This window comes from Pseudoalteromonas sp. PAR1 (genome assembly GCF_947311895.1).
In the GTDB taxonomy this organism is placed as follows: domain Bacteria; phylum Pseudomonadota; class Gammaproteobacteria; order Enterobacterales; family Alteromonadaceae; genus Pseudoalteromonas; species Pseudoalteromonas lipolytica_C.
Genome location: NZ_CAMZMY010000033.1, coordinates 12,192 through 36,170, shown reverse-complemented (window position 1 = coordinate 36,170; position 23,979 = coordinate 12,192). Strand labels below are relative to the sequence as shown.

21 protein-coding genes and 5 tRNA genes are annotated in these 23,979 nt (G+C 41.1%); 20 read left to right on the top strand and 6 right to left on the bottom strand.

The window, feature by feature from the left end; all coding sequences use genetic code 11:
• Both QL229_RS19315 and QL229_RS19310 read right to left on the bottom strand, forming a co-directional pair.
• Positions 1-188 (bottom strand): hypothetical protein (locus tag QL229_RS19315; protein WP_281547320.1); only part of this gene is annotated, 188 nt, incomplete at its 3' end.
• 244 nt (positions 189-432) lie between these two features.
• Positions 433-2,781 (bottom strand): DNA polymerase II, encoded by a 2,349-nt coding sequence (locus tag QL229_RS19310; RefSeq protein ID WP_138558014.1) that lies wholly within the window; start codon positions 2,779-2,781, stop codon positions 433-435.
• 150 nt (positions 2,782-2,931) lie between these two features.
• On the opposite strand from QL229_RS19310, the gene dinG reads away from it, so the two are divergent.
• The 8 genes from dinG to QL229_RS19270 all read left to right on the top strand — a co-directional run bounded on the left by dinG (position 2,932) and on the right by QL229_RS19270 (position 9,028).
• Entirely contained in the window at positions 2,932-5,007 is a 2,076-nt protein-coding gene (dinG, locus tag QL229_RS19305) for an ATP-dependent DNA helicase DinG (RefSeq protein ID WP_138558015.1), read from the top strand.
• Positions 5,007-5,783, top strand: coding sequence for a TSUP family transporter (locus QL229_RS19300; protein WP_135925372.1), 777 nt, complete (start codon positions 5,007-5,009; stop codon positions 5,781-5,783). Before dinG ends, QL229_RS19300 begins: the two co-directional genes overlap by 1 nt.
• Positions 5,784-6,392, top strand: coding sequence for a primosomal replication protein (locus QL229_RS19295; protein WP_135925374.1), 609 nt, complete (start codon positions 5,784-5,786; stop codon positions 6,390-6,392).
• On the top strand, positions 6,389-7,282 hold the full coding sequence (locus QL229_RS19290) for a histone deacetylase (RefSeq protein WP_281547321.1): 894 nt from the start codon (positions 6,389-6,391) through the stop codon (positions 7,280-7,282). The genes QL229_RS19295 and QL229_RS19290 overlap by 4 nt, the downstream gene beginning before the upstream one ends.
• A 47-nt stretch (positions 7,283-7,329) precedes the next feature.
• Positions 7,330-7,608, top strand: coding sequence for a late competence development ComFB family protein (locus QL229_RS19285; protein ID WP_135925378.1), 279 nt, complete (start codon positions 7,330-7,332; stop codon positions 7,606-7,608).
• Entirely contained in the window at positions 7,598-7,756 is a 159-nt protein-coding gene (locus QL229_RS19280) for a DUF2496 domain-containing protein (RefSeq protein WP_135925381.1), read from the top strand. The genes QL229_RS19285 and QL229_RS19280 overlap by 11 nt, the downstream gene beginning before the upstream one ends.
• A gap of 72 nt (positions 7,757-7,828) precedes the next feature.
• The gene (locus QL229_RS19275) at positions 7,829-8,716 is read left to right on the top strand and encodes a DMT family transporter (protein ID WP_138558017.1); all 888 of its coding nucleotides are present in this window, start codon (positions 7,829-7,831) and stop codon (positions 8,714-8,716) included.
• Positions 8,717-8,785: 69 nt separating this feature from the next.
• On the top strand, positions 8,786-9,028 hold the full coding sequence (locus QL229_RS19270) for a hypothetical protein (RefSeq protein ID WP_058583760.1): 243 nt from the start codon (positions 8,786-8,788) through the stop codon (positions 9,026-9,028).
• A gap of 15 nt (positions 9,029-9,043) precedes the next feature.
• Here QL229_RS19270 and QL229_RS19265 read toward each other — a convergent pair whose 3' ends face one another.
• Genes QL229_RS19265 through QL229_RS19250 form a run of 4 tightly spaced genes read right to left on the bottom strand, consistent with a single transcriptional unit; the run spans position 9,044 to position 14,005 of the window.
• On the bottom strand, positions 9,044-9,700 hold the full coding sequence (locus QL229_RS19265; protein WP_138558018.1) for a tRNA (adenine(22)-N(1))-methyltransferase TrmK: 657 nt from the start codon (positions 9,698-9,700) through the stop codon (positions 9,044-9,046).
• Positions 9,700-10,629 (bottom strand): class I SAM-dependent methyltransferase, encoded by a 930-nt coding sequence (locus QL229_RS19260; RefSeq protein WP_138558022.1) that lies wholly within the window; start codon positions 10,627-10,629, stop codon positions 9,700-9,702. Before QL229_RS19260 ends, QL229_RS19265 begins: the two co-directional genes overlap by 1 nt.
• A gap of 5 nt (positions 10,630-10,634) precedes the next feature.
• Positions 10,635-12,629, bottom strand: a complete 1,995-nt coding sequence (gene uvrB, locus QL229_RS19255; protein ID WP_281547319.1) for an excinuclease ABC subunit UvrB — start codon at positions 12,627-12,629, stop codon at positions 10,635-10,637.
• A complete protein-coding gene (locus tag QL229_RS19250; protein ID WP_281547318.1) occupies positions 12,626-14,005 on the bottom strand; it encodes an MATE family efflux transporter in 1,380 nt (459 codons plus the stop codon). Before QL229_RS19250 ends, uvrB begins: the two co-directional genes overlap by 4 nt.
• Positions 14,006-15,071: 1,066 nt before the next feature.
• Here QL229_RS19250 and QL229_RS19245 point away from each other — a divergent pair.
• From QL229_RS19245 to QL229_RS19190, 12 genes are all read left to right on the top strand, one after another.
• Positions 15,072-15,148, top strand: a tRNA-Asn gene (locus tag QL229_RS19245).
• 14 nt (positions 15,149-15,162) lie between these two features.
• Positions 15,163-15,239 (top strand) — tRNA-Asn (locus QL229_RS19240).
• A 29-nt stretch (positions 15,240-15,268) separates the two neighbouring features.
• Positions 15,269-15,345: transfer RNA gene (locus tag QL229_RS19235), tRNA-Asn, on the top strand.
• A 29-nt stretch (positions 15,346-15,374) separates the two neighbouring features.
• Positions 15,375-15,451 (top strand) — tRNA-Asn (locus QL229_RS19230).
• 29 nt (positions 15,452-15,480) lie between these two features.
• Positions 15,481-15,557, top strand: a tRNA-Asn gene (locus QL229_RS19225).
• A gap of 183 nt (positions 15,558-15,740) precedes the next feature.
• On the top strand, positions 15,741-17,684 hold the full coding sequence (locus tag QL229_RS19220; RefSeq protein WP_281547317.1) for an EAL domain-containing protein: 1,944 nt from the start codon (positions 15,741-15,743) through the stop codon (positions 17,682-17,684).
• Positions 17,685-17,861: 177 nt separating this feature from the next.
• Positions 17,862-18,443 carry an electron transport complex subunit RsxA gene (gene rsxA / locus QL229_RS19215; RefSeq protein WP_135925394.1) on the top strand — a complete coding sequence of 194 codons (582 nt, stop codon included), beginning with the start codon at positions 17,862-17,864 and terminating at the stop codon, positions 18,441-18,443.
• 1 nt (position 18,444) lies between these two features.
• Positions 18,445-18,999, top strand: coding sequence for an electron transport complex subunit RsxB (gene rsxB, locus QL229_RS19210; protein ID WP_054563643.1), 555 nt, complete (start codon positions 18,445-18,447; stop codon positions 18,997-18,999).
• A gap of 8 nt (positions 19,000-19,007) precedes the next feature.
• Positions 19,008-21,581 carry an electron transport complex subunit RsxC gene (rsxC, locus tag QL229_RS19205; protein ID WP_281547316.1) on the top strand — a complete coding sequence of 858 codons (2,574 nt, stop codon included), beginning with the start codon at positions 19,008-19,010 and terminating at the stop codon, positions 21,579-21,581.
• A complete protein-coding gene (gene rsxD, locus QL229_RS19200; protein ID WP_135925399.1) occupies positions 21,578-22,633 on the top strand; it encodes an electron transport complex subunit RsxD in 1,056 nt (351 codons plus the stop codon). Before rsxC ends, rsxD begins: the two co-directional genes overlap by 4 nt.
• Positions 22,633-23,268, top strand: coding sequence for an electron transport complex subunit RsxG (gene rsxG, locus QL229_RS19195; protein ID WP_138558597.1), 636 nt, complete (start codon positions 22,633-22,635; stop codon positions 23,266-23,268). The genes rsxD and rsxG overlap by 1 nt, the downstream gene beginning before the upstream one ends.
• On the top strand, positions 23,268-23,966 hold the full coding sequence (locus QL229_RS19190) for an electron transport complex subunit E (RefSeq protein WP_105175132.1): 699 nt from the start codon (positions 23,268-23,270) through the stop codon (positions 23,964-23,966). Before rsxG ends, QL229_RS19190 begins: the two co-directional genes overlap by 1 nt.
• The last annotated feature ends 13 nt before the right edge of the window (positions 23,967-23,979 follow it).

Here is a 23,979-nt window from a genome sequence, read left to right as displayed (position 1 = left end):
ATGCTGATTACAGGTGATGCACCTTCAAGGTCAGTACGCTTGATGCGTGAACCTGTTACTTGAATGCGTTCAACTTTCTCTGCACTGTCGTCTTCAGCTGCAACAGTCGATGCAGAAAATGCAGCTGTTGATGCAGCACCAAAAGCAATCGCTAAGCGAACTGCTTTAGAAACTTTTTTATTTAACATTTGATTCTCCCTGGACCACTATATTGTGGCTATATTTAGCATAAGCTTGTTTATTATTTGTTATCACATCAGGACTGCGACCAACAAATAATAAACAAATTAAACAAAATATCCAGACATTTGTTTATAAAAAATTAATAAAAAACCACAAATGAAACCAAACTTTAATCTATCGCGCAAAATTCGTACAAAGACATTTCTATCTAAAACCCTTAAAAATAGGGACAAAAGCAATATTCAGACCTTAAAACATTCGAATTTGCTTATTATTTCCAAATGAAACAATAGTACCCAAATCTGCAACTATCATTTCAGCTATTGGCAACAATTGCTTATTAACATAAACACCATAATCGTAATGATGTTTACCTGTGTAGTACTCAGCGCCACAATCGGTGTACACATATTCAATTATTTGCCCACGCTTGAAGCTAACAGTAGGATTTTTAACTATATATTGCTTAGCTGCTTTAACATGAGGAGGGATATTTTTTTGATAGTCTGTCAAATGCTGCCCTAATCGTTTACGGTAGACTAGCATTGAGTCAAATTCACCTGCATAAAGCTTTTTGACATAATTATCAAATGCTTGGATTATTAAATCCTGACTATTCTGTTCACTAAATAAAATATTGAAAAGCTCTCTTTGAAATTGATGAGCCAATTCAGTCCAATCACTTCTGACTGTTTCCATTCCTTTAAAAACAAGTTCGCTAATTCCATCTTTAACCACATTTCCGACATATCGCTTTTTAGAACCCGTTGTTTTTCCTCTAATCGTGGGCATAAAAAAAGGGCTATAGTGGATTTCGAACTCAATTTCTAAAAAACTGTCTATTTTATAATGTTGTTGTAACTCGTGCTGCCAACGTATGTTTATTTTTCTTGCCAGTTCCGTACCGATTTCATTACAGTCTTGAGGATTCAGCTCATCAACTAATTTCACAAATGTCGAGTCAGTATCGCCATAAATTACTTCATAGCCCCATTCTTCAATCCACTGCTTGGTAGTTTGCATTATTTCATGACCACGCAGAGTGATTGAACTAGACAAGCGTGGATCATAAAAGCGGCACCCTTTTGAACCTAACACTCCATATAAACTATTCATAATGATCTTAATCGCCTGCGAGAGCATAGGTTGGTCATTATCTTTGGCGACCTGTCTTTTAGCAGCGAGCTCTCGAATCAGTTCAGGTAAATGATGTTCGGTTCGTGAAAATAGCGCTTGATTAAAACCCTCTATTGCATTTTCTGGGCTTTTTAAACCCTCAATCAAGCCAAGTGGATCTATACAAAATGTTCTCATTATCGATGGATACAGGCTTTTGTAATCGAGCACGAGTATATTTCTATAAAGCCCTGGTTGTGATGGCATAACATAGCCACCGGGGCTGTCGAATGTTAGGCCATGATCCCCCAAATTGGGAGCTACATAGCCACTTCTATGTAATAAAGGTAGGTAGAGGTTAGTGAAAGCGGCAACAGATCCCCCCATTCTTTCAAGCTCTAAACCTGTTAACTGACTTCGTACAACTGCAAAATCGAGTAACCTAAGCTTTTCAAAAATACGCAGTACTAAAATGCAATCTTGTCTGTTGTAACTCGCAAGTGAAAGTTTATCTTCATTAAACTGACGAATGATCTCAGCAAGACGGTCGTCGGTGCTAATCAGTTTATCTTCGCCAAGCTCAATGCTTGCTACATTGGCAAGACTGAAGTTATCGTAATGATAGGTTGCATTTTTTAAGGTATCGATACCATCAATCACAACCCGACCAGGTATAGTTAAGCGGGTAAAGCTACCAACTCTCAACTGCATTTTTTCTTTATTGCGCCCTAAAGGTAACTCAACCCCAAGCGCTTCAGCACGTGCATGTAATACAGTAAAATCAAACTCAATGACATTCCAACCTATAATCACATCAGGGTCTATAGTTTGAATAAGCGAGCAAAGGTGGTCTAGTAAATCAATTTCATCAACACACCATTGAATGCTAAATGGCAGTTCACTGGTATCTTGTGGCTGTCCTATCATTAACACCATATCGATGTTTTCGCCCACTAAGCCAACTGAAAATAGTACTCCCTCACCATTACATTCAATATCGAGTGACAAGCTTGAGAATCGAGGCGTAAACTCGCTATTTTTTTTGAATTTAGCATCAGTTAATACTGGATATGGGTGGCTTTTAATTAAACGACCTTTGGCCCAAACAGATCCTCTGATAAAGCGCTCCATTAAAAACCTATCGACTGGGCGGATATCATCTTCATAGACTTTTATATGCTGTGCTTTGAGTCGTTTAGCTGCGTTGTAATAATGTTTCAATGAAGAGAAATAACAAGAAACCACTTGTTGCTGCATGAAGCTTTTAAGCTTCACATGCTTAATTTCGCAGATGATCCCATACTCGTTGAACACGCTTGTTGCAGCGTCTAATTGTGATTTATTAATAAAAAACACAGCGTGTTGTAAAGAGCTAATTAGCTTTACAGGCCCCTGCTGAGATAATATCCACACCACAATAGAAATGCCTTTAGCGCTATCATAGCATTGGGTGGAAAGAATAAAGCCAGAAACTAACTGCATGTTATTAGACCTTTTTTCGGAAATTTAGGCATTTTAGTTAAACAAAGCTAAGTGGATTAGCTAATTAAAGTAACAAGTCGCTTGTAGTTGCCCAGTTAAATCTCTAAAATTCATTACTGTAATTATATACATACTTTAGGTTATCTGGGCATGCTTTCTGACTCTTTAAAAAAAACAATTCGGCAAATTCATAAGCATGTTGCTGATAACCTCGCCGATTACCGCCCTAGAAGTAGTCAAAACTATTTAGTTGCCGAAATAGCAAAAACGCTGGCTGGCGAGTACCACAAAAGCCAACGCATCTGTGTTATTGAAGCTGGTACAGGTACCGGCAAGTCGCTGGCTTATTGTTTAGGTGCATTGCCTTTGGCGATGGCCAAAAAAAAGAAATTAGTGATTTCGACGGCCACCGTTGCCCTACAAGAGCAGTTAATCAATAAAGAACTGCCGTTTTTTAAAGAACACTCTGGCCTTGATATTAAGTTTGATTTAGTGAAAGGCCGACAGCGCTATATATGTGCGCAAAAACTCAGTGCAGCAGTAAATGGCGACAGCCAAACGCAAATGGAGTTTATGCCGACCCTATCATCGCCGCTCTCAGATATGGAAACCAAATGCTTAAAGCAACTTTATGATGCTTATTCAAAAAAGCAATGGCAAGGTGATCGCGATAGTTGGGCTGATACTATCCCCGATAAAGTTTGGAATTTAATAGCCTGCGATAAGCACTCATGCCAACGACAAATGCGTGCTCATCAGCTGTGCCCTTTTCATATGGCGCGTCAGCGTCTTATGCAAATGGATGTGTTGGTGATCAACCATTCTTTACTGCTGGCTGATCTAGACCTCGGTGGTGGTAAGATTCTTCCCGAGCCTGACGATACCATTTACGTAATTGACGAAGCGCACCATTTAGCTCACATCACCCGAGACTTCTCATCTGCAGCAGCAACAATCAAAGGCACCATAGATTGGCTCGACAAGCTTGTTAAATTTGCTGGCAAAATGGCAAATGTATTAGTAGGACAAAAAGCAATTGGGCAAAATTTTAAGCTCAGTGACAGTATCAATGATGCTGCAAAAAACTTAAAAGTCGTACGTGATATTCTTGATAATGCGGATTTTAACTACAACAGTGATGATACCTATCGTTTTGAGCACGGTGAGATCCCTGCATCTTTACATGCTAAAGCAAAAGATATCAGCGATGCCACTCTTGATGCTCTAAGAGCACTAAACAAAATGCACGATACCTTAGTACAAGACGTAAGCGATGGCGATATAAAACCTTATGTAGCTGATCCTATCTTGGCTGAAAGTGGTCATTACATTAACCGTCTAGAGTTATTAAACAAGTTGTGGTTTAGTTATGCAACAAAAGGCGAAGGTATTCCCCATGCTCGATGGATCAAACGCCTAGAGTATAAGAACCATCACGACCACTTACTCAGTGATTGCCCTATTGAAGTTGGCTATTACTTAAAAGATAAATTATGGAATCAATGTGCTGGTGCTGTGCTTTGTTCAGCTACTTTAACTGCACTTGGCTCATTTGATCATTTTGCTTATGAATGCGGCCTTGCCAAAGAAGAAGGCGTCAAATACATCAAAGTACCCTCGCCGTTTGATTATCCTAAACAAGCAACACTGCATATTCCTGCAAGCCACATCGAGCCAACAGATAAAGCCTTTAGTGATCACTTGGCTGAACAATTACCTAAGTTTCTTGATGATAAAAAAGCTAATTTAGTCTTGTTTGCTTCTTATTGGCAGATGGATCACGTAGTAAAAGCACTGCGCAGCAAAGGAATTGACGTATTAGTTCAGGGTGAAATGTCTCGAGAAGCATTATTGAAACAGCATAAAGCGAATGTTGACTTAGGTCGCGCAAGCTACTTATTTGGCACACAAAGCCTATCAGAAGGTCTAGATTTACCGGGTAAATACTTAGAAAACCTCGTCATTACAAAGATTCCGTTCGCGGTGCCTACCTCACCAATAGAAGAAGCGCAGGCTGAATTTGTGCAAAGTAAGGGGGGGAATCCATTTTTGTCTATTACTGTACCTGATGCAGCAAAGAAATTAGTACAGAGCTGTGGTAGACTACTTCGAAAAGAGAATGATCAAGGACGAATTATTATTCTTGATCGCCGTTTAGTGACCAAACGATATGGCAAAGCCATGCTCGATACCTTGCCACCCTTTAAAAGACAAATTGATTATTAATGTTTGAATTAGCTTTAGATCCAACAACATGGGCACTCCTTTGCGCAGTAGCGCTGGCTGCAGGCTTTATTGATGCCATTGCTGGCGGTGGCGGCATGCTAACTGTACCAGCCTTATTGACAGCCGGTTTACCACCGCATCTCACTCTAGGGACCAATAAACTTGCAGCCAGTTTTGGCTCATTAACTGCAAGTGTGACATATTTTCGGAAAAAGTTATTTAACCCCCGGTTTTGGGCTGCGTCTATTTTAGCAACTGCCATAGGGGCACTTGTAGGTACATTAGTTGTAGATTACTTGAGTATTGAGTTTTTAAATAAATTACTACCGGTGGTGATTATTTTAGTGGCTTGTTACAGTCTCTTTGGCAGTTTAAGTACGACTGAGCATAACGAATTGCCTGAGCTTGATGGCAAAACCAAAATTAAACAATGGCTACAAGGGCTTGGCCTTGGTTTTTTTGATGGTTTAGCAGGCCCTGGTACTGGCACCTTTTGGACTGCCTCAAATAGCCTATTATATAAGATGAGCTTATTGCTAAATTGTGGGCTTGCTCGCTCAATGAACTTTGTTTCGAACTTTATTTCATTGATCACCTTTGTTGCGCTGGGCCATGTGAACTTTTTGCTTGGTATAACAATGGGCTTTTTCTTGATGTTAGGTGCCTGGTTAGGTGCGCATTCAGCAATTAAATTTGGTAGTAAAATGATCCGCCCAGTATTTAATACTGTGGTTATAGTGTTAGCATTAAAGTTAATCTATGAGGCTTATTTGTAAATGCATTCTCCTGCTTTTGACAAACTATGCGAGCAAATATCTAGGCTTAAACATCAAGCAAGCCAATTTGATAACGGCAACCTATTTGCTAAAAATCGCTACATGCAGGCACAACCAAGTTTGTTTGATAAGGCGGTATTTGCGACTAAAAGTATGAAACTTGCAGATTATGTAGCTGAAATAGAAGAAGAGTTAGCTAACCTGCCCCCAGCAGAACATCGCCATGCTTATCAATATGCTTTAGAGCGAATTGCACAGCAAGTTCAGGCTGTTTTTAATGTTATTAAATCAACACCTGTGTGGGCAAAAGAGAACAAATACAGTTTTAAACCCAAGAGCAAGCCACAAATATATAAACAAGCAGTTAAAAAGATCATGCAGTCTTCGCATGAACTTTACGATGAGCTCAAGCAAAACCATGAGTTTGAGCGCCGCTTAGTTTTAATGATTGAAGAAAGAAAGCTTAAACTTGATGCAGCTAGCCCAGCAAAGGCCACTGAAATAAATAAAGAGATCTTAGCTTTACACGCTCGTTTGGGTCGCTGTCGAAAAGCAATTTCAGCCACTGAAGATAAAATTCAACAAGTAGAAAAACAGCAGCTGAGATAATGTTTTACTACCACCCAAGTTATTCAGCGTTAGCTTTACCCGAGCGTCACCGCTTTCCGATTGAAAAATATCGCATGTTAAGGCAGCTTGTTAGCGACTATATTGATGAGCAGCACTTCATTACCCCACAAAAAGCCACTCGCGCGCAGCTTACTCTATGCCATGACCCTGATTATGTCGACGCTTTTTTGACAGGTAGCCTTGACAGCAAAGCGATAAAAAAAATGGGTTTTCCTTGGTCTGAAGCCTTAGTCGAACGAACACTTTATTCTGTCGGTGCAAGTATTCAAGGTGCTGAATTTGCACTACAACAAGGTGCTGCATTTAACTTAAGTGGCGGTTATCACCATGCTTTTACGAGCTGTGGTAGTGGTTTTTGTATTTTTAATGACTTAGCAATAGCCGCAGCACATTTAATTGAGAGCGAACAAGCCGATACCGTATTAATCTTTGACTGTGACGTTCACCAAGGTGATGGCACAGCGGAAGTAACACAAGCACACCCTCAAATAATTAGCTGCTCTATTCATTGCCAGCAAAACTTTCCACGTATCAAGCAGCAATCAAATTACGACTTTGCTTTAGAGCATGGCACCTCAGATGCTGAATACCTTGAGACAGTAAATCAAGCATTAGCCTTAACAATTAGACTCCACCAGCCTGATATCATTTTGTATAACGCCGGCGCAGATATCGCAACGGATGATGAGTTAGGACACTTTCAAGTCAGTTTAGAGGGCGTGTATCAACGTGACCATTTAGTATTAAGCCAAGCAAAGGAAGCAAAAATCCCACTCTTTGCAGCCATGGGCGGTGGCTATCAACGAAATGTAAGCCGTTTGGTTGATGTTCATGGTCAGCTTTTTAGAGCCGCTGTCGATTTATTCTAAGGCTTGGTATACACTTAAATATGACTTTTCTGCTAGGTTGTTGGTATATGAAATTGCATGATGACATCCACAATTACTATGAAAAACTTGTTATTGAAGATATCGCTAAGCGCAAGTTAGATTCGTTGTATAATGATGATATTATGGCGGATTTATGCTGTACCGTACTTAATCAATTACCTGCTCGCTATATTCGCTATGACGTTGATATGGAATTTTATTTACCACAAACAGAGCGAATAAAAATGGAGCAACGCGTACAAACGGCTATCGATGTAGCAATCAGCCAAGTTGCGAAAAAAAAGGAATTACAAAATGAGCAGTGACTTAGAAAATGCTCCTGACTACATAAAAATCGCTGTTGATCTCATTATGCTCTTAGAGCAAAACGATGTGCCTGCCGAAGACGTTTTAGCAGCATTAGAAATCGTTAAATCTGACTTCGAAAAAAAACTTCCACAATCAACTGATTAATAGTCCGAAAATGGCGAGTATTGGGGCATAAATTTGTTATGCTCAGGTTTTAAAAATTAAGAATGTAAAACCATGTCATTGCCAAGTTTATTACGCCTGTTCATCCTTGCTGCTATTTGGGGCGCTTCCTTCTTATTTATGCGCATGGCAGCGAATAGCTTAGGCCCTGCGGTATTAATTGAGTTAAGAGTTGGCTTTGCAGCAATTACACTGTTTATTTTTGCGTTGTACTTACGCAAGAAACTTGCGTTCGCGACCCACAAAAAGCATTTTTTCATTATTGGTGCGCTTAATTCCGCCATTCCCTTTTTATTGTTTGCTTATGCAGCACAAACAATTAACGCTTCAACCTTATCAATATTAAACTCAACAACCCCAATTTGGGGTGCCATCGTCGGTATTATTTGGAGCAAAACTAAACCCACTAAAAGTATGCTGCTTGGCTTGCTGTTAGGTTTAACGGGCGTGGCCATTTTAGTGGGGCAAAATAGTCTCACTATCGACAGCCAAGCCATTACGGCAATTGTTGCTGCGCTGTGTGCTTCACTCAGTTATGCCATTGCATCCCATTACACCAAACATGCACCAAAGTTGTCTGCTTTTGATAATGCCCATGGCAGTATGTGGGCGGCAAGTATTATGGTACTCCCGCTTATTTTTATTATTCCTGCCAGAGAAATGCCAAGTAACGAAGTTATGCTTGGTGTAGTGGCACTCGGTGTGCTGTGTACTGCTGTAGCATATATCCTGTTTTTCCGTTTGATTGATGATATTGGCCCAACCTCAGCACTGACTGTTACCTTTTTGATTCCACTATTTGGCATAATATGGGGTAATCTAATTTTAGATGAACAAATTGGGCCGAATACCTTAGTTGGCGCACTGTGTGTTATAGCAGGCACCATGCTGGTCACTGGCTTTATCCGTATCAAGCCGTTTTTAAAACGAAACACCTTGTAACAGAATGCAAATTGCATTTTTAAATACAACCTATACTCTATTAGGGACTAAAAATGGAAGGAGAAGTGTATGTCAGGTACTACCATGGTGGTGTTAATTGTGCTGATATCTGTGGGATCTGGGGTGATTTATGATATGTATAAAAAGCATCTCGAATTCAAATCACGCACCTTAAAAAATTCAAAAGAAGCGAACGAGCATGTAGCAGAAGTGACAAAAGAGCTGCAAGAGTTAAGAGAGCGTGTGCAAACGCTCGAAGCCATTGTCACCGATTCAAGCTACAACGTAAAACAAGAGATTAATAAACTTTAATTAAGTTAGCTCTAATTAAGATAATAATGCACTGTATTGATCAAGCACTGGCTGATAATAATCGGCGTCTTGATTCAACATGCGTTGGTAATGAGCACATAATTGCTTTAAATAAGCTTGGTGCTCTTTACTTGTTAGTTGCCACATTTGCTGTCCAATGCGGGTGATGAGCTGCGATGATGACGCACTCATTACGATGATTTCGTAAAAGCGTTTATTTTCACAAACCAACTGCTCAGACACGAGCCCTAATTGTAGTGTTTGTAAATAACTGCGAACTTGATAACTGTGATGTACAGGGCAAACAATAAAGTCGATGTAAGTATTTGGGTTTTGGCTAACAATCTTCGCTAAGAACTGCACTAACAACTCTCCGCCCACCCCAGCAATAATAACTAGGTGGCGTTTTTGTGGGTCTGGTGTAATCATTGCCACATCTTGGCAATGTACCTGCCAACGACCGCGTTGCTCACTTGTAGCAAAACGTTCGAGTTTATCACTTAGTGCCTGCATCAACTCAGGCACAATATCGACAAAATGTATAAGCGGTGCTTTATCTTGCTGTAAAAGCTCAATCCCTAACAAACCGTGATCGCAGCAACAATCCCAGATCTCATCATAATCTGAATCAACCACATCAACGATGGCTGAAAGCCGTTTACTCAGTGCCATTAGTTTGCTGTTTTATAAACTAACGCTTTTAAGCTGCGATCACTGTCTACCTCAACAAAGCCATCTGTAGGAGCTAGTCGCTCAACAAAACTAATTGCACCTTGTGTATGCTCGGTAATGAGATCTTTAAACGCCTGCTCTGAAAGCTCAGGGCTATTGGCACACAGTAATAACTGGGTGTTTTCATTCAACAGCTCAGGTAAACGACGTAGAATTTTTTGATAATCCTTAGTCAATATAAAGCTGCCCTTTTGGAAGCTAGGTGGATCAACGATGATCAATTCATAGGGCGCTGATTTTTTTAGTTTACCAAATGATTTTAAAATATCGTGCGGGAAATAACTCACACCTTGCTCAAAACCATTTAGCTGATGATTTTGTTTACCCGTGCGCAGCACACCTTTATTCATATCCATATTTATAACTTGGTCTGCCCCACCCTGCATTGCTGCAACAGAAAAACCACAAGTATATGAAAACAGATTGAGCACTTTTGCATTTTTACTATTGGCTTGAACAAACTCACGGCCACGGCGCATATCAGGGAAAATCCCGGTATTTTGGCGACTCAATAAATCGACTTTAAACTTAATGCCATTTTCACTCACTAAATGCTCTTGCGGCAATTCACCAAACATAAGGGTATTACGGGTATTAATACCGCTGCGCTGCTGGTAAACCAATGCACTCACAAGCTCAGGCGCGTTCTCTTGCGCCCATTGCCACAGGGTATCTGTTAATTGCGCAAGTGCTTGTTCTTCAATTTCTTCATATGAAACTAAAAAGAGTGCGGGCGGATAAAAATCCAAATTAATGTGGCTCAGCTCAGCCACTGAGTGGCCACGGCCATGAAATACACGACATAGTTCATTTGCAGCAAGAGGAGCCTCTGCTAATGCATTTAAAATGGCAGAAAAATCGTTTGTCATCATCTTTAATTAATTAACTGTTGTTGTAATTCGTGAATTTCATCACGCACAGACGCCGCTTTTTCAAACTCAAGATCGCTGGCATAGGCATGCATTTTCGCTTCAAGGGTTTTGATTTGGCTGGCAATATCTTTTGCACTGAGCACTTTCTTAGACTCTTTACGCACCACTTTAAGGTTGTCTTTAGGACTTGCTTCTTCGCCCACATCCATAATGTCGGTGATACTTTTCACCAGTGCTTGCGGCTCAATACCGTGCTCAAGGTTATAAGCTTGTTGCTTTTCGCGGCGGCGATCTGTTTCGTCAATGGCTTGTCGCATAGAATTAGTAATGCGGTCGCCATACAAAATCGCTTTACCATTTAAGTGACGAGCAGCACGACCTATGGTTTGAATAAGCGAACGAGTAGAACGTAAGAAACCTTCTTTATCAGCATCAAGTATCGCAACCAGTGAAACCTCTGGCATGTCGAGACCTTCTCGTAATAAGTTAATGCCCACTAACACGTCAAATACACCAGCACGCAAATCGCGGATAATTTCGACCCGTTCAACGGTGTCGATATCTGAGTGCAAGTAACGCACTTTTACATCATGGTCGTTGAGATAATCGGTTAAATCTTCTGCCATACGCTTAGTTAAAGTGGTTACAAGTACCCGCTCGTTCACTTCAACCCGTTTATATATTTCTGATAGTAAATCATCAACTTGGGTGCCCACAGGGCGCACTTCGATTTCAGGGTCAATAAGCCCGGTTGGACGAATGACCTGCTCTGCAACCTCCCCTGATGAGCGCTCTAGCTCAAAGTCACCAGGTGTTGCCGACACATAAATAGTTTGCGGTGCGATGGCTTCAAATTCTTCAAAGCGTAATGGGCGGTTATCTAATGCCGATGGCAAGCGAAAGCCATACTCAACAAGGTTTTCTTTGCGGCTTCTGTCACCTTTGTACATAGCGCCAATTTGCGACACTGTAACGTGTGATTCATCAATGATCATCAATGCATCATCGGGTAAGTAGTCAAGTAAAGTCGGCGGCGGATCGCCCGGTGTTCTACCAGATAAGTAACGCGAGTAGTTTTCGATGCCTGAGCAATAACCAAGCTCGGTCATCATTTCAATATCGTACTGGGTACGCTGCGCAATACGTTGCTCTTCGACAAGTTTGTTGGCACTGAGTAATTGAGCTCGGCGGTCTTTCAACTCATCTTTAATTTTATCTATGGCATCGAGAATTTTTTCACGGGGTGTTACATAGTGCGTTTTCGGGTAAATAGTCGCGCGTACTATGTGCTTCTCAACAGCCCCTGTTAGCGGATCAAAAATACTTAAGCGCTCAATTTCATCGTCAAACATTTCCACACGAACGGCATAAGTGTCAGATTCAGCCGGAAATATATCAACTACTTCACCACGAACACGGTATGTACCACGGCTAAATTCAATATCGTTTCGTGTATATTGCAGCTCAGCAAGACGACGCAGCATATCGCGCTGATCAACGGTTTCACCAACCTTCAGCAATAGCATCATCTTCATATATGAGTCAGGGTCGCCCAAACCATAAATAGCAGATACCGAGGCCACAATAATTGTATCGCGTCTTTCTAATAGCGCTTTGGTAGCACTTAAGCGCATTTGCTCAATGTGCTCATTGATAGACGCATCTTTTTCTATAAAAGTATCACTGGCAACAACATAAGCTTCTGGCTGGTAATAGTCGTAATAAGATACAAAATACTCAACCGCGTTATGCGGGAAAAACTCTTTCATTTCGCCATAAAGCTGTGCAGCGAGTGTTTTATTGTGTGCCATGATAATGGTTGGGCGATTCAAATCATTAATAATATTGGCCATGGTGAAGGTTTTACCCGTCCCTGTAGCCCCTAATAATGTTTGATGAGCAAGCCCAGCCTCAAGGCCATCTTTTAACTGTGCTATCGCCGTTGGTTGGTCACCACTTGGCTTAAATTTAGAAACTAGTTGGAAATGGTCGCTCATGAATGACACTCCTTCATATATGACTCACTTAACCCATCAACTTCTTTGATGAACCATTTATAGGCTACCACTGCCGTAAATAAATTACCGATGGCTGCACCAATAAAGAGTCCTTTTAAACCGGCAATTTCACTGCTAACATAAGCAAAAGGTACATAAAAAACAAACAGACGAACCACACTTAAAATCAGTGCATTCATTGGCTTATGCAGGGCATTAAATGAAGAGTTAGATAAGATAATTATTCCTTGCAGACCATAACTTAGCGGCAAAATATAAATGAATAGCTTAATCACATCCATTACTGCTTGCTCTTTACCAAATACATCAGCGATAAAACCAGAGGTTAACAGCAGTAAAATATAAATAGCGAACTGCCAAATCATCACAAACTTTAAAGTTTTTGTGTAGGCTTCTTTGACACGTTCAAACTTACCCGCCCCAAAGTTTTGACTAACAAATGGCGGCAAGGTCATCGACAAAGCAAGTACTACAAGGCTTGCAATAGATTCAATTCGGCTTCCTACACCAAACGCCGCGACGGCTTCAGGACCATGTTTAGCCACTAATGCTGTCATGACAGCCATTGCAATTGGCGTTAACATATTTGCGCCAGCCGCAGGTAAACCAATTTTTAGGACTTTTCGAATTGAGCTCAATGGCGTTTGCGAACCAGCATGCAAACTTAACAACCCATTCTTAACAGCAAGAATATAAAGGATGATAATTACTGCCACTGCCCAAGCTATGACACTTGCGATGGCTGCACCTTGAATTCCTAAAGCGGGGATAGGCCCAAAACCAAAAATAAGCATAGGGTCTAAAATGGCATTAATGAGCCCCGCCCCACCCATTACTATGCTCGGTGTTTTAGTATCGCCACTGGCACGTAGCACAGAGTTTCCGACCATTGGGGTAATTAAAAATACACTGCCTAAAAACCACACACTCATGTAATCATGGATCAAAGGCAGTACTAACTCCCCAGCCCCAAGTAATTTAAAAATAGGTTCGATAAATACATAACCGACAACCGATAAAGAAAACACCATAACAACAGCGACAAGTAATGACATACTTGCATCAAAGCGCGCCTCGTCTAGCTTGTCGCTGCCAAGTGCTTTTGCAATAACTGCTGAAGTGCCTATTCCTAAACCGATAGCAAGGCTGATAACGGTAAACGTCACGGGAAACGTAAAACTCACCGCAGCGAGAGGTTCAGTTCCAAGTAAACTGATGAAAAAGGTATCTACCAAATTAAACATCATTAGTGTAATCATTCCAAAAATCATCGGAATGGTCATTTTCTTTAAGGTCGGCAGAATGGGAGAGTTTAAAAGATCAGGTTTAGATTTGCTCTGCGGTGTCACGCTCATAAGAATATTTTGCCTCTTTATCTTAGCTTGTAAGTTTAAAGCATCCTCGGCTTGCAAGCTATGCTTTATTAAAAGAAACAAACGAGATAGATAAAACTCCTTATTTTGATGCTTTCATTGATAAATAGTGACTAACCCCTATAAAAAACAAAATACAAACATCATTAATATCTTTATTACAATTAAAAGGCAGATATCGCTGTTTTTTTACACACTAAATACTTTTGTTTCATCGTCACAAATAATTTTACTAATCAATTCAGCATGGCTTCAGGTAAAAATATTAACCCACTGATTTAATTAGATTTAAAAAAACTGAATTAAATGCTTGAAATTGCTAGAGCGCCCTATATTTCTGGCATCAACGCTGTTCTTAAAGTTTCATAAACAGAGTTATCCACAGAAATCGTGGATAACTCTCTGTAAGCCGCAAATATAAAGGCTTTTAACAGCTATCGATCTTTGAGTTAAGCTTAAAGACTGAAGTGTATTATTTTAAGCCTTTTAATTGTTCCGCAATAGAAATCAGCAAAAATTTCTACAGCCTGAACCAAAAATGAAAACAACAAACAAGGATGCAGTAGCTTTTTTTAAAACTAAACAACTGATTTAAATGATTAAAAAAACACCAACTAAGCTTTGTTAAACTGCCATATTTATTTATTGGCAAAAAAACCTATCGTTTCTGTGAGATAAATACAGCTAAAAAATACGACTCGATACAGTTACAAACATACCGGTGTTTAAAAATTCAGTACTGTCGTTTTGTGATAAATACAAATACTAGATAAGTAATTATTTTCTCCGTTAAATTGTAAAAAACATCTTAACTAATACTTTTTTGACGTTTAAAACCACAAGCCTGCTCAAAAAAAATGCAATGATAGCGTTTTAGCGACATAAAACTTTAACTGAATTGCGCTATCCAACATGATTTCAAGCCATATTTTGCTCAGATCGAACATAAAAACATCGAATAAGCTTCTTTTTTGAATTTATGAAGTTTTTATGTTGACACTTTGCAATGCTGTCATTAATATTTCGCCCCGTTGAAAGGCATGACGCTTCCCCCTTAGCTCAGTTGGTTAGAGCGACGGACTGTTAATCCGCAGGTCCCCCGTTCGAGTCGGGGAGGGGGAGCCAACTCATTTTTCAGTTCCCCCTTAGCTCAGTTGGTTAGAGCGACGGACTGTTAATCCGCAGGTCCCCCGTTCGAGTCGGGGAGGGGGAGCCAAATCATAGCACCACACTACTCTATTTAGTTCCCCCTTAGCTCAGTTGGTTAGAGCGACGGACTGTTAATCCGCAGGTCCCCCGTTCGAGTCGGGGAGGGGGAGCCAAATCATAGCACCACACTACTCTATTTAGTTCCCCCTTAGCTCAGTTGGTTAGAGCGACGGACTGTTAATCCGCAGGTCCCCCGTTCGAGTCGGGGAGGGGGAGCCAAATCATAGCACCACACTACTCTATTTAGTTCCCCCTTAGCTCAGTTGGTTAGAGCGACGGACTGTTAATCCGCAGGTCCCCCGTTCGAGTCGGGGAGGGGGAGCCAACTCCAAGAATCTATTAAACTTTCATCTACAACTATTCTTCGATTGTATTAGACTTTAAAGCGCATATAATCTACTCTACTTTAAGTAATTTCTATACTTTGCTGTAGAATATGATGCAAAATTATTACAGCAATGAATCAAGGAATTGATTCCTTCCTTTTCGCTTTTAAAAGATAAGAAAAATGGCTGGTTTTAAAAAACTAATATTTATACAACTTATATCTTGGTTACTGTTTACCGTTTTAGGTGGCTATCTAGTTGCTCTTAGTTTTGATAGCTCAGTGAGTGATACGCAAAAAAAAGCACAACTGACCGTTAATTCATACATTAGCGACTTAACAATGGATGACTTATCTGCAGAGAAAATCCAACGTACATTTGCTGATGCGAGTATCTTTTCAAGCTTTACTCTTCGTGATCACGCTGGTAAAACCCTTGTAGCAGTTCAATCATCAGAGTCGCTTCCGCTTCTAGCAGAGATGGTTAACAGTTCATTTAATTCTATCCGTCCGCAATTTGCTGTTAACAACGCTTCTGATATAAAAGTTGAATTTACTATTAATGCACAAAGCCTTGCCAATTTAATGCAGCAGGCGATGTTCGTTGTTATCTTGGTTTCTGGTCTTATTGCCCTTCTCCCTATTTTCTTCATGAAGAGCATGTTTAAGCGACTTAATCGTAAAATCAGCACCACTATTGCTGATATTGTTGATATATACATTAACCAGAATCAGGTAGGTGGCGACCTTGAACAAGCGATAGACACGTCGCGAATTAAAAAGCTAAGTAAAGATTTAATCCCTTCGTTTAATCGTTTGTCTCACTTTTTACAGACAAAACATGATGATATTCAAAATAACGCGCTAAATATTAAAAAAGAAGCGTACAAAGATGTTGTAACCAACTTAGGTAACCGCAACATGTTTGTTGAGTATTACGAGAAAAATATTGAAAACTCAGATAAAAGCACCTTTGGCTCGCTTGCCATGGTGCGTTGCAGTGAGTTACAAGCAATAAACCAAACTCGTGGCTACCAGAAAGGTGACGAGTACGTTAAAGGTGTTGCTGATATCATCAAACATATCAGTGGCACGTACACAAATAGCCAAGTTTTTCGTTTAAATAGCTCAGATTTTGCTGTGGTATTACCGAACACACCACTAAAAGAAGCTGAACGCTTTGGTGATAATCTACAATCTCGTTTCACTCAATATCAACAAAACCAAGAATTAAGCTCTGTAGCAAATACAGGTATCGTTGGTTATGAAAAAGGTAAGCCTTTAGGTGAGCTGCTTTCAGTTGTTGATAATGCAATGAGTATGGCGCAGTCAAAACAAGCAAATGCTTGGCATGTACAACGAGAAACAGACTTAGTAAATAATGCTAGCGCAGGTTTTGGTAACCAGAACTGGCGTAAAGTGATTAACGAAGTTATTGAAGCTAAACGTGTACATTTAGTAATGCAAAATATTATGCCGGTTGGTAAGAGCGTTAAAGCTTATGCTGAGGTTCAAGTAAGATTTAAAACTGCTGAGAACCAAACATTACCAACGGCTTCATTTTTAGCTATGGCTGAAAAGCTAGAAATGGCAATGGAAATTGATCGATTGATTATAGATACTACTCTGGACAAAATTAAGACTCGTAATTTTTCTGAGAAATTCTTTGGCATTAATGTCACTGCATCAAGTGCCCATAATGATCAATTTGTGATCTGGCTTGAGCGCCGCCTATTAAAAGACAGTAATATCGCCTCTAAGCTTATATTTGAAGTGAGCGAGTTTGGCTTACAACAAAATATTAAAGCAAGTAAACGCTTTATCGATATGGTGCATCGTGTAGGTGCGCGTATCACTGTAGAGCGTTTTGGTGTTGGTTTAACGTCATTTAAATTCTTTAGAGACTTAAAACCTGATTTCATCAAAATGGATGCAAGTTATACCCGCGGCCTTGAAGAAGATAAAAATAATCAATATTTTATGCGCTTAATGGTTGATCTTGCTCACCGTATTGGCGTGAGTGTTTTTGCAGAAGGTGTTGAGAGCCAAGAAGAGAAACATATCATTGAAACTTTATGTTTAGATGGCGTACAAGGCTATTACATCGAAAAGCCAAAAGACATTTAAGCCCCCTACCCATGGCCCAAAAAACCACACGTTTTTTGGGCCTATTCTATTCATTAACCTTGCTTTAACAGTTTAATCATAAACAGCTTTGTTAATTTTAGCTATTCGTCCCTGATGTGTTGTGTCAGCCCCCAGAAAAAAGGATAATAGTGCCGATTTTAAACTCGTGAGGCACGCATGACAGAATATGTCTTGTTATTGATTGGCACCGTGCTAGTCAACAACTTTGTTTTAGTACAGTTCTTAGGTTTATGCCCTTTTATGGGTGTATCAGGTAAGTTAGATACCGCGATCGGTATGTCTTTAGCCACAACCTTTGTGCTTACACTAGCTTCTGTAACGAGTTACCTAGTGAATCATTATATTTTGATTCCACTTGATATCGCCTTTTTACGCACTATGAGCTTTATTCTAGTGATAGCGGTAGTCGTGCAATTTACTGAAATGGTGGTAAGAAAAACCAGCCCGACACTTTATCGCTTATTAGGGATTTTCTTACCGCTTATTACCACCAACTGTGCCGTGTTAGGTGTTGCTCTACTAAATATCAAAGAAGATCATTCGTTCTTGCAATCTGCTGTGTATGGTTTTGGTGCAGCTGTTGGTTTTTCTCTTGTACTGGTTTTATTTGCAGCTTTACGTGAACGCTTGGCAGCTGCAGACGTCCCTGCACCATTTAAAGGTGCGTCAATTGCTATGATCACCGCAGGCCTGATGTCGATGGCCTTTATGGGTTTTACAGGATTAGTGAAGTTTTAATATGACCTTGTTTTATGCTTTGATAGCGTTAGGTTCATTAGCGCTAATATTTGGTTTAATTTTAGGTTTTGCCGCCGTGCGTTTTCGCGTTGAGAGCAACCCTATTGTTGACCAAATTGATACCATTTTACCGCAAACACAATGTGGCCAATGCGGCTACCCTGGCTGTCGTCCATATGCTGAAGCGATCGCCAATGGTGACGAAATCAATAAATGCCCACCAGGCGGCGAAGCCACGGTAAAAAAACTCGCTGATTTAATGGGTGTTGAAGCAAAACCGCTGGCTGGCGGTGAGCAAGCAGATCCTGTTAAAACCGTTGCCTATATTCGTGAAGATGAATGTATTGGTTGTACCAAATGTATTCAAGCCTGCCCTGTTGATGCGATTGTCGGCGCAACCCGCCAAATGCACACTGTATTAATCGATGAATGTACTGGTTGTGACTTATGTGTTGAACCGTGCCCTGTAGACTGTATTGATATGCTGCCTGTAAAAGAAACCAAACAAACTTGGAAATGGCAATTAAACGCAATCCCTGTGACTCAGGTAGATTAGGAGCACAGATGGAAAAGTTAATAGATCAAATTAAACAAGGCAAAGTGTGGTCTATACCTGGGGGCATTCACCCACCAGGTCAAAAGCTGCAATCAACAACACACGCAATTGCAAGACTGCCACTACCAGATAAGCTTGTTGTATCTTTAAAACAACACATTGGTGCTAACGGCAAACTAATTGTTGAAAAAGGCCAACAGGTACTTAAAGGCCAAGCATTAACTAAACCGAGCGGTAATTGGTCTGTGCCTGTGCACGCACCAACATCTGGACTTATTAGCGATATTTGCCCAATGCCATCTGCTCATCCATCAGCATTGCCTGAGCTTAGCGTGATTATTGAACCTGATGGTGAAGATAAATGGTGTGAGCTTCACCCTGTGTCTGATGCAAAAACACTTTCCCATGATGAGCTTGTTGATATTATTCACCAAAGCGGTATTGCAGGTATGGGCGGCGCTGGTTTCCCAACTTATGTAAAAGCAGATACCCGAAAAGCCATTGAGTTTTTAATTGTTAATGCCGTTGAGTGTGAACCTTATATCACCGCTGATGATATGCTAATGCGCGAGCATGCCGATGGCATAATCGCTGGCATTGAATTAATGCAGCAGCTGTTAAATCCACAGTTAACGATTATTGGCATCGAAGACAATAAACCCGATGCTATTGCTGCCATGAAACAAGCAGCACAACATAACGACAGCATCATAGTGCAAACAGTGCCAACGGTTTACCCTTCTGGCGGTGAAAAACAGCTAATTAAACTGCTAACGGGCAAAGAAGTCCCAAGTGGAAGTATTCCTGCCGATATTGGTATGTTGGTGCAAAATGTCGGTACTTTGTTTGCGGTAAATCAAGCCGTAAATGAAGGTAAACCTCTGATTGAACGCGTGGTGACAGTAACGGGTAACACCATTCATAAACAGGGTAATGTGTGGGCTTTACTAGGCACCGAAATAAAACATTTATTAGATTGCCAAGGCTTTTCGCCAGTTCCACAGCAACGTGTGGTTATGGGCGGTCCAATGATGGGCTTTACCTTACCAACCGTGCGCATTGGTGTCGTTAAAACCACAAACTGTATTTTAGCACCAGATCACCAAGAGCTTGCTGAGCCGGGTGATGAAAAAGCCTGTATTCGTTGTAGTGCCTGTGCTGACGCCTGCCCTGCTTCTTTGTTACCTCAGCAATTACAATGGTTTGCTAAGTCTAAAGAATACGACAAACTCAATGAGCACAATTTATTCGATTGTATCGAATGCGGTGCCTGTGCTTATGTATGCCCTAGCGAAATCCCCTTGGTACAGTACTATCGCGTTGCTAAAGCTGAAATAAAAGAGCAGCAAGCAGAGCAAATTAAAGCAGAGCGAGCAAAAGAACGTTTTGAAGCGCGTAAAGAACGCTTAGAGCGCGAACAAGAAGAGCGCCAAAACCGCCACAAACGTAAACCAGCTGCTAAGTCAGATGGCGAAAAACAAAAAGTGGCTGATGCACTCGCCCGAGTTAAAGCTAAATCTGATGATAAAGACAGTAAATCAGCTGTCGCTGCTGCTATTGCCCGTGCGAAAGCGAAAAAGCAAGGTGCAGAGCTTGAGCCTGATAACTCTGAAGTAGCTAAAGAGCGTGCAGCACGTAAAGAACAAGCACGTAAATACAAAGAGCAAAAAGCACAAGAGCAAGGTGAAGAAAGCGTCGATAAAGATGATAAAAAATCAGCTGTCGCTGCCGCCATTGCCCGTGCTAAAGCAAAAAAAGCCGCGCAAACCGCTGAAGAGAACCCAGAAGCAGACACAGCACCTAAAGACGATAAAAAGGCCGCCGTTGCTGCAGCTATTGCCCGCGCTAAAGCGAAAAAAGCCGCACAAGCTACTGAAAATCAAACTGAAGCTGAAGAAGAAGCAACACCAGTTGATGATAAAAAAGCCGCTGTTGCAGCTGCTATCGCTCGTGCCAAAGCGAAAAAAGCGGCGCAAGCTGCTGAAAATCAAACTGAAGCTGAAGAAGATAGCGCACCAGTAGATGATAAGAAAGCTGCTGTTGCTGCCGCCATTGCCCGCGCTAAAGCAAAAAAAGCCGCTAAAGAACAAGCACAGAGTGACGATTCATCACAGCAACTTGATGATTCAAGCGATGAGGCTGATTCAAAGCCGCAATCTGATGCCCCTGAATCTAGCGAAGATAAGAAAAAGGCTGCTGTTGCCGCTGCTATTGCTCGCGCTAAAGCGAAAAAAGCCGCGAAAGAGCAAGCACAGAGTGACGATTCATCACAGCAACTTGATGATTCAAGCGATGAGGCTAATTCAAAGCCGCAATCTGATGTACCTGAGTCTAGCGAAGATAAGAAAAAGGCTGCTGTTGCCGCTGCTATTGCCCGAGCAAAAGCGAAAAAAGCCGCGAAAGAGCAGGCGCAGAGTGACGATTCATCACAGCAACTAGATGCTTCAAGCGATGAGGCTAATTCAAAACCGCAGGTTGATGAACCTGAGTCTAGCGAAGATAAGAAAAAAGCAGCGGTCGCTCGTGCCATTGCAAAAGCTAAAGCGAAAAAGTTACAACAAGAAGGAAACGATAAGTCATGAAACTAACCATGGCGAGTTCGCCGCATAATCATAGCCATAAATCATTAAGCCGATTGATGATGACAGTGATTGCTGCGTGTATTCCAGGCTTAATCGCGCAAGTTTTCTTCTTTGGTAGCGCTGTGTTAATTCAGCTTGTTCTCGCGCTTATTACAGTAAGCGCCTGTGAAGCCGCTGTTTTACTACTTCGTAAACGCAAAGTTTGGCCAACACTCAGTGATGGTAGTGCGTGGTTAACAGGCGTATTACTGGCGTTAAGTATTCCACCTTTAGCACCTTGGTGGATTATCGTAATTGGCTGTATGTTTGCAATTGTTATTGTAAAACAGCTTTATGGCGGCCTTGGCTTTAATTTATTTAACCCTGCGATGGCAGCTTATGTATTACTACTTGTATCGTTTCCGGTGCAAATGACCAGCTGGTTACCTGTTAGTGATTTACTAGCATCTCCGATAAGCTTTTCACAACAGCTGTCTGTTATTTTCAATGGCTTTACCAGCGCTGGATTTAGTGTCGATCAGTTACGTGTAGCGATTGATGGCACAACGATGGCAACGCCGCTTGATACCGTTAAAACAGATGTCGCCCATCACCTAACGGTGGCTGAGAGCATGAGTAAGCCTCTTTTTAATGACTGGTTTGGCCTAGGTTGGGGCTGGGTTAACCTCGGCTTTTTAGTCGGTGGTCTTTATTTATTAAAAGCTAAAATCATTAATTGGCATATCCCAGTGAGCTTTTTAGCCTCATTAGCAGTGTGCAGTGGTATTGGTTATATCGCAGCCCCGGGCACAGAGCCAGGCGTGGTATTTCACTTATTCAGTGGTGCGACCATGTTAGGTGCATTTTTTATTGCTACCGATCCGGTTTCTGCATCAACAACAAATAGAGGCCGTTTGATTTACGGCGCGTTAATTGGTCTGCTTGTTTACTTAATTCGTACTTTTGGTGGTTACCCTGATGCAGTGGCATTTAGTGTATTGCTATTAAATATGGCAGTGCCTCTGATTGATTACTATACGCAACCACGTACTTACGGCCATGGAGTGAAATAATGATCCTTTCCTCAATGACTAAAAATGGCGCTATTCTTACCGCATTTGCGCTCATTACCACAGGCACTGTAGCCCTGACTCATAGCCTGACTGCTGAGCGTATTGAAGAGCAAGAAAAGCAACAACTTGCAGAGCAGCTGCAACAAGTACTTGATGCCCATCATTACGACAATCAACTTTACAAAGATTGTGTTGTGATCACCGATGAGCGCCTTGGGCCACGTCCAGATCAAGTTATTTATCGAGCTTACAAAGATAACAAGCCGTATGCTTTAGTGATGCGCCATGTAACACCAAGTGGTTATAGCGGCGATATCAACTTATTAACGGCGGTTTTTGCCAATGGTGAAATAGCGGGTGTTCGTGTCACTAAACACGAAGAAACACCGGGCCTTGGCGATAAAGTTGAGGTCAAAAAATCAGACTGGATCACCCTTTTCAAAGGGCAAAATGTACTTCCTGAAGATGACAGCCGCTGGGCAGTTAAAAAAGATGGTGGCCAATTTGATCAGTTTACTGGCGCAACCATTACACCGCGTGCCGTTGTCGGCTCAGTAAAACAAGCTGTGCTGTTTGCACAAGCTGAATTTGATAACTTGTTTGCTGCACCAAACATCTGTCAAGGAGCCAAGTAATGAGCCAAGTTAAAACCTTATTTAAAGATGGCATGTGGGCCAATAACCCTGCCCTTGTGCAGTTATTAGGCTTATGCCCGCTACTTGCCGTTACTTCTACGATTACCAATGCATTAGGTCTAGGTTTAGCAACGTTATTAGTACTGGTTGGTTCTAACGTCACCGTATCGATTGTGCGTAACTGGGTGCCTAAAGATATTCGTATTCCTGTTTTTGTGATGATCATCGCAGGCTTTGTAACGATAGTTCAGCTAATGATGAATGCCTATACATTTGGGCTTTATCAATCATTGGGGATTTTTATTCCACTAATTGTTACCAATTGCGCCATTATCGGCCGCGCAGAAGCATTCGCCTCTAAAAATACGGTGCCACTTTCAGCCTTTGACGGACTTATGATGGGACTTGGCTTTATGTTAGTTTTAGTGGTGCTAGGGGCAATGCGAGAGCTTATTGGTCAAGGTACACTATTTGATGGTGCTGATTTATTATTAGGGCCATGGGCTGCTGCACTTCGAATTGAAGTATTCAGTTTTGATAACCAATTTTTATTAGCTATCTTACCACCGGGTGCCTTTTTAGGACTTGGTTTACTGATTGCTGCAAAAAATGTCATTGATACACAAATAAAATCTAAGCAAGTTGTTACTCCAGAAGTAGAAAAAGGCCCAAGAGCCCGAGTAACAAGTTTAACTTAAAGGAGAGCACGCA

What these genes read in the sequence shown, in the direction of transcription:
- rsxC (WP_281547316.1), top strand. Translation starts at nt 19,008, where the DNA reads ATGGAAAAGTTAATAGATCAAATTAAACAAGGCAAAGTGTGGTCTATA.
- QL229_RS19270 (WP_058583760.1), top strand. Translation starts at nt 8,786, where the DNA reads ATGTCAGGTACTACCATGGTGGTGTTAATTGTGCTGATATCTGTGGGA.
- QL229_RS19250 (WP_281547318.1), bottom strand. Translation starts at nt 14,005, where the DNA reads ATGAGCGTGACACCGCAGAGCAAATCTAAACCTGATCTTTTAAACTCT.
- QL229_RS19280 (WP_135925381.1), top strand. Translation starts at nt 7,598, where the DNA reads ATGAGCAGTGACTTAGAAAATGCTCCTGACTACATAAAAATCGCTGTT.
- rsxG (WP_138558597.1), top strand. Translation starts at nt 22,633, where the DNA reads ATGATCCTTTCCTCAATGACTAAAAATGGCGCTATTCTTACCGCATTT.
- QL229_RS19190 (WP_105175132.1), top strand. Translation starts at nt 23,268, where the DNA reads ATGAGCCAAGTTAAAACCTTATTTAAAGATGGCATGTGGGCCAATAAC.
- rsxD (WP_135925399.1), top strand. Translation starts at nt 21,578, where the DNA reads ATGAAACTAACCATGGCGAGTTCGCCGCATAATCATAGCCATAAATCA.
- QL229_RS19275 (WP_138558017.1), top strand. Translation starts at nt 7,829, where the DNA reads ATGTCATTGCCAAGTTTATTACGCCTGTTCATCCTTGCTGCTATTTGG.
- QL229_RS19260 (WP_138558022.1), bottom strand. Translation starts at nt 10,629, where the DNA reads ATGACAAACGATTTTTCTGCCATTTTAAATGCATTAGCAGAGGCTCCT.
- rsxB (WP_054563643.1), top strand. Translation starts at nt 18,445, where the DNA reads ATGACCTTGTTTTATGCTTTGATAGCGTTAGGTTCATTAGCGCTAATA.
- QL229_RS19295 (WP_135925374.1), top strand. Translation starts at nt 5,784, where the DNA reads ATGCATTCTCCTGCTTTTGACAAACTATGCGAGCAAATATCTAGGCTT.
- QL229_RS19310 (WP_138558014.1), bottom strand. Translation starts at nt 2,781, where the DNA reads ATGCAGTTAGTTTCTGGCTTTATTCTTTCCACCCAATGCTATGATAGC.
- uvrB (WP_281547319.1), bottom strand. Translation starts at nt 12,629, where the DNA reads ATGAGCGACCATTTCCAACTAGTTTCTAAATTTAAGCCAAGTGGTGAC.
- rsxA (WP_135925394.1), top strand. Translation starts at nt 17,862, where the DNA reads ATGACAGAATATGTCTTGTTATTGATTGGCACCGTGCTAGTCAACAAC.
- QL229_RS19265 (WP_138558018.1), bottom strand. Translation starts at nt 9,700, where the DNA reads ATGGCACTGAGTAAACGGCTTTCAGCCATCGTTGATGTGGTTGATTCA.
- QL229_RS19285 (WP_135925378.1), top strand. Translation starts at nt 7,330, where the DNA reads ATGAAATTGCATGATGACATCCACAATTACTATGAAAAACTTGTTATT.
- QL229_RS19300 (WP_135925372.1), top strand. Translation starts at nt 5,007, where the DNA reads ATGTTTGAATTAGCTTTAGATCCAACAACATGGGCACTCCTTTGCGCA.
- dinG (WP_138558015.1), top strand. Translation starts at nt 2,932, where the DNA reads ATGCTTTCTGACTCTTTAAAAAAAACAATTCGGCAAATTCATAAGCAT.
- QL229_RS19220 (WP_281547317.1), top strand. Translation starts at nt 15,741, where the DNA reads ATGGCTGGTTTTAAAAAACTAATATTTATACAACTTATATCTTGGTTA.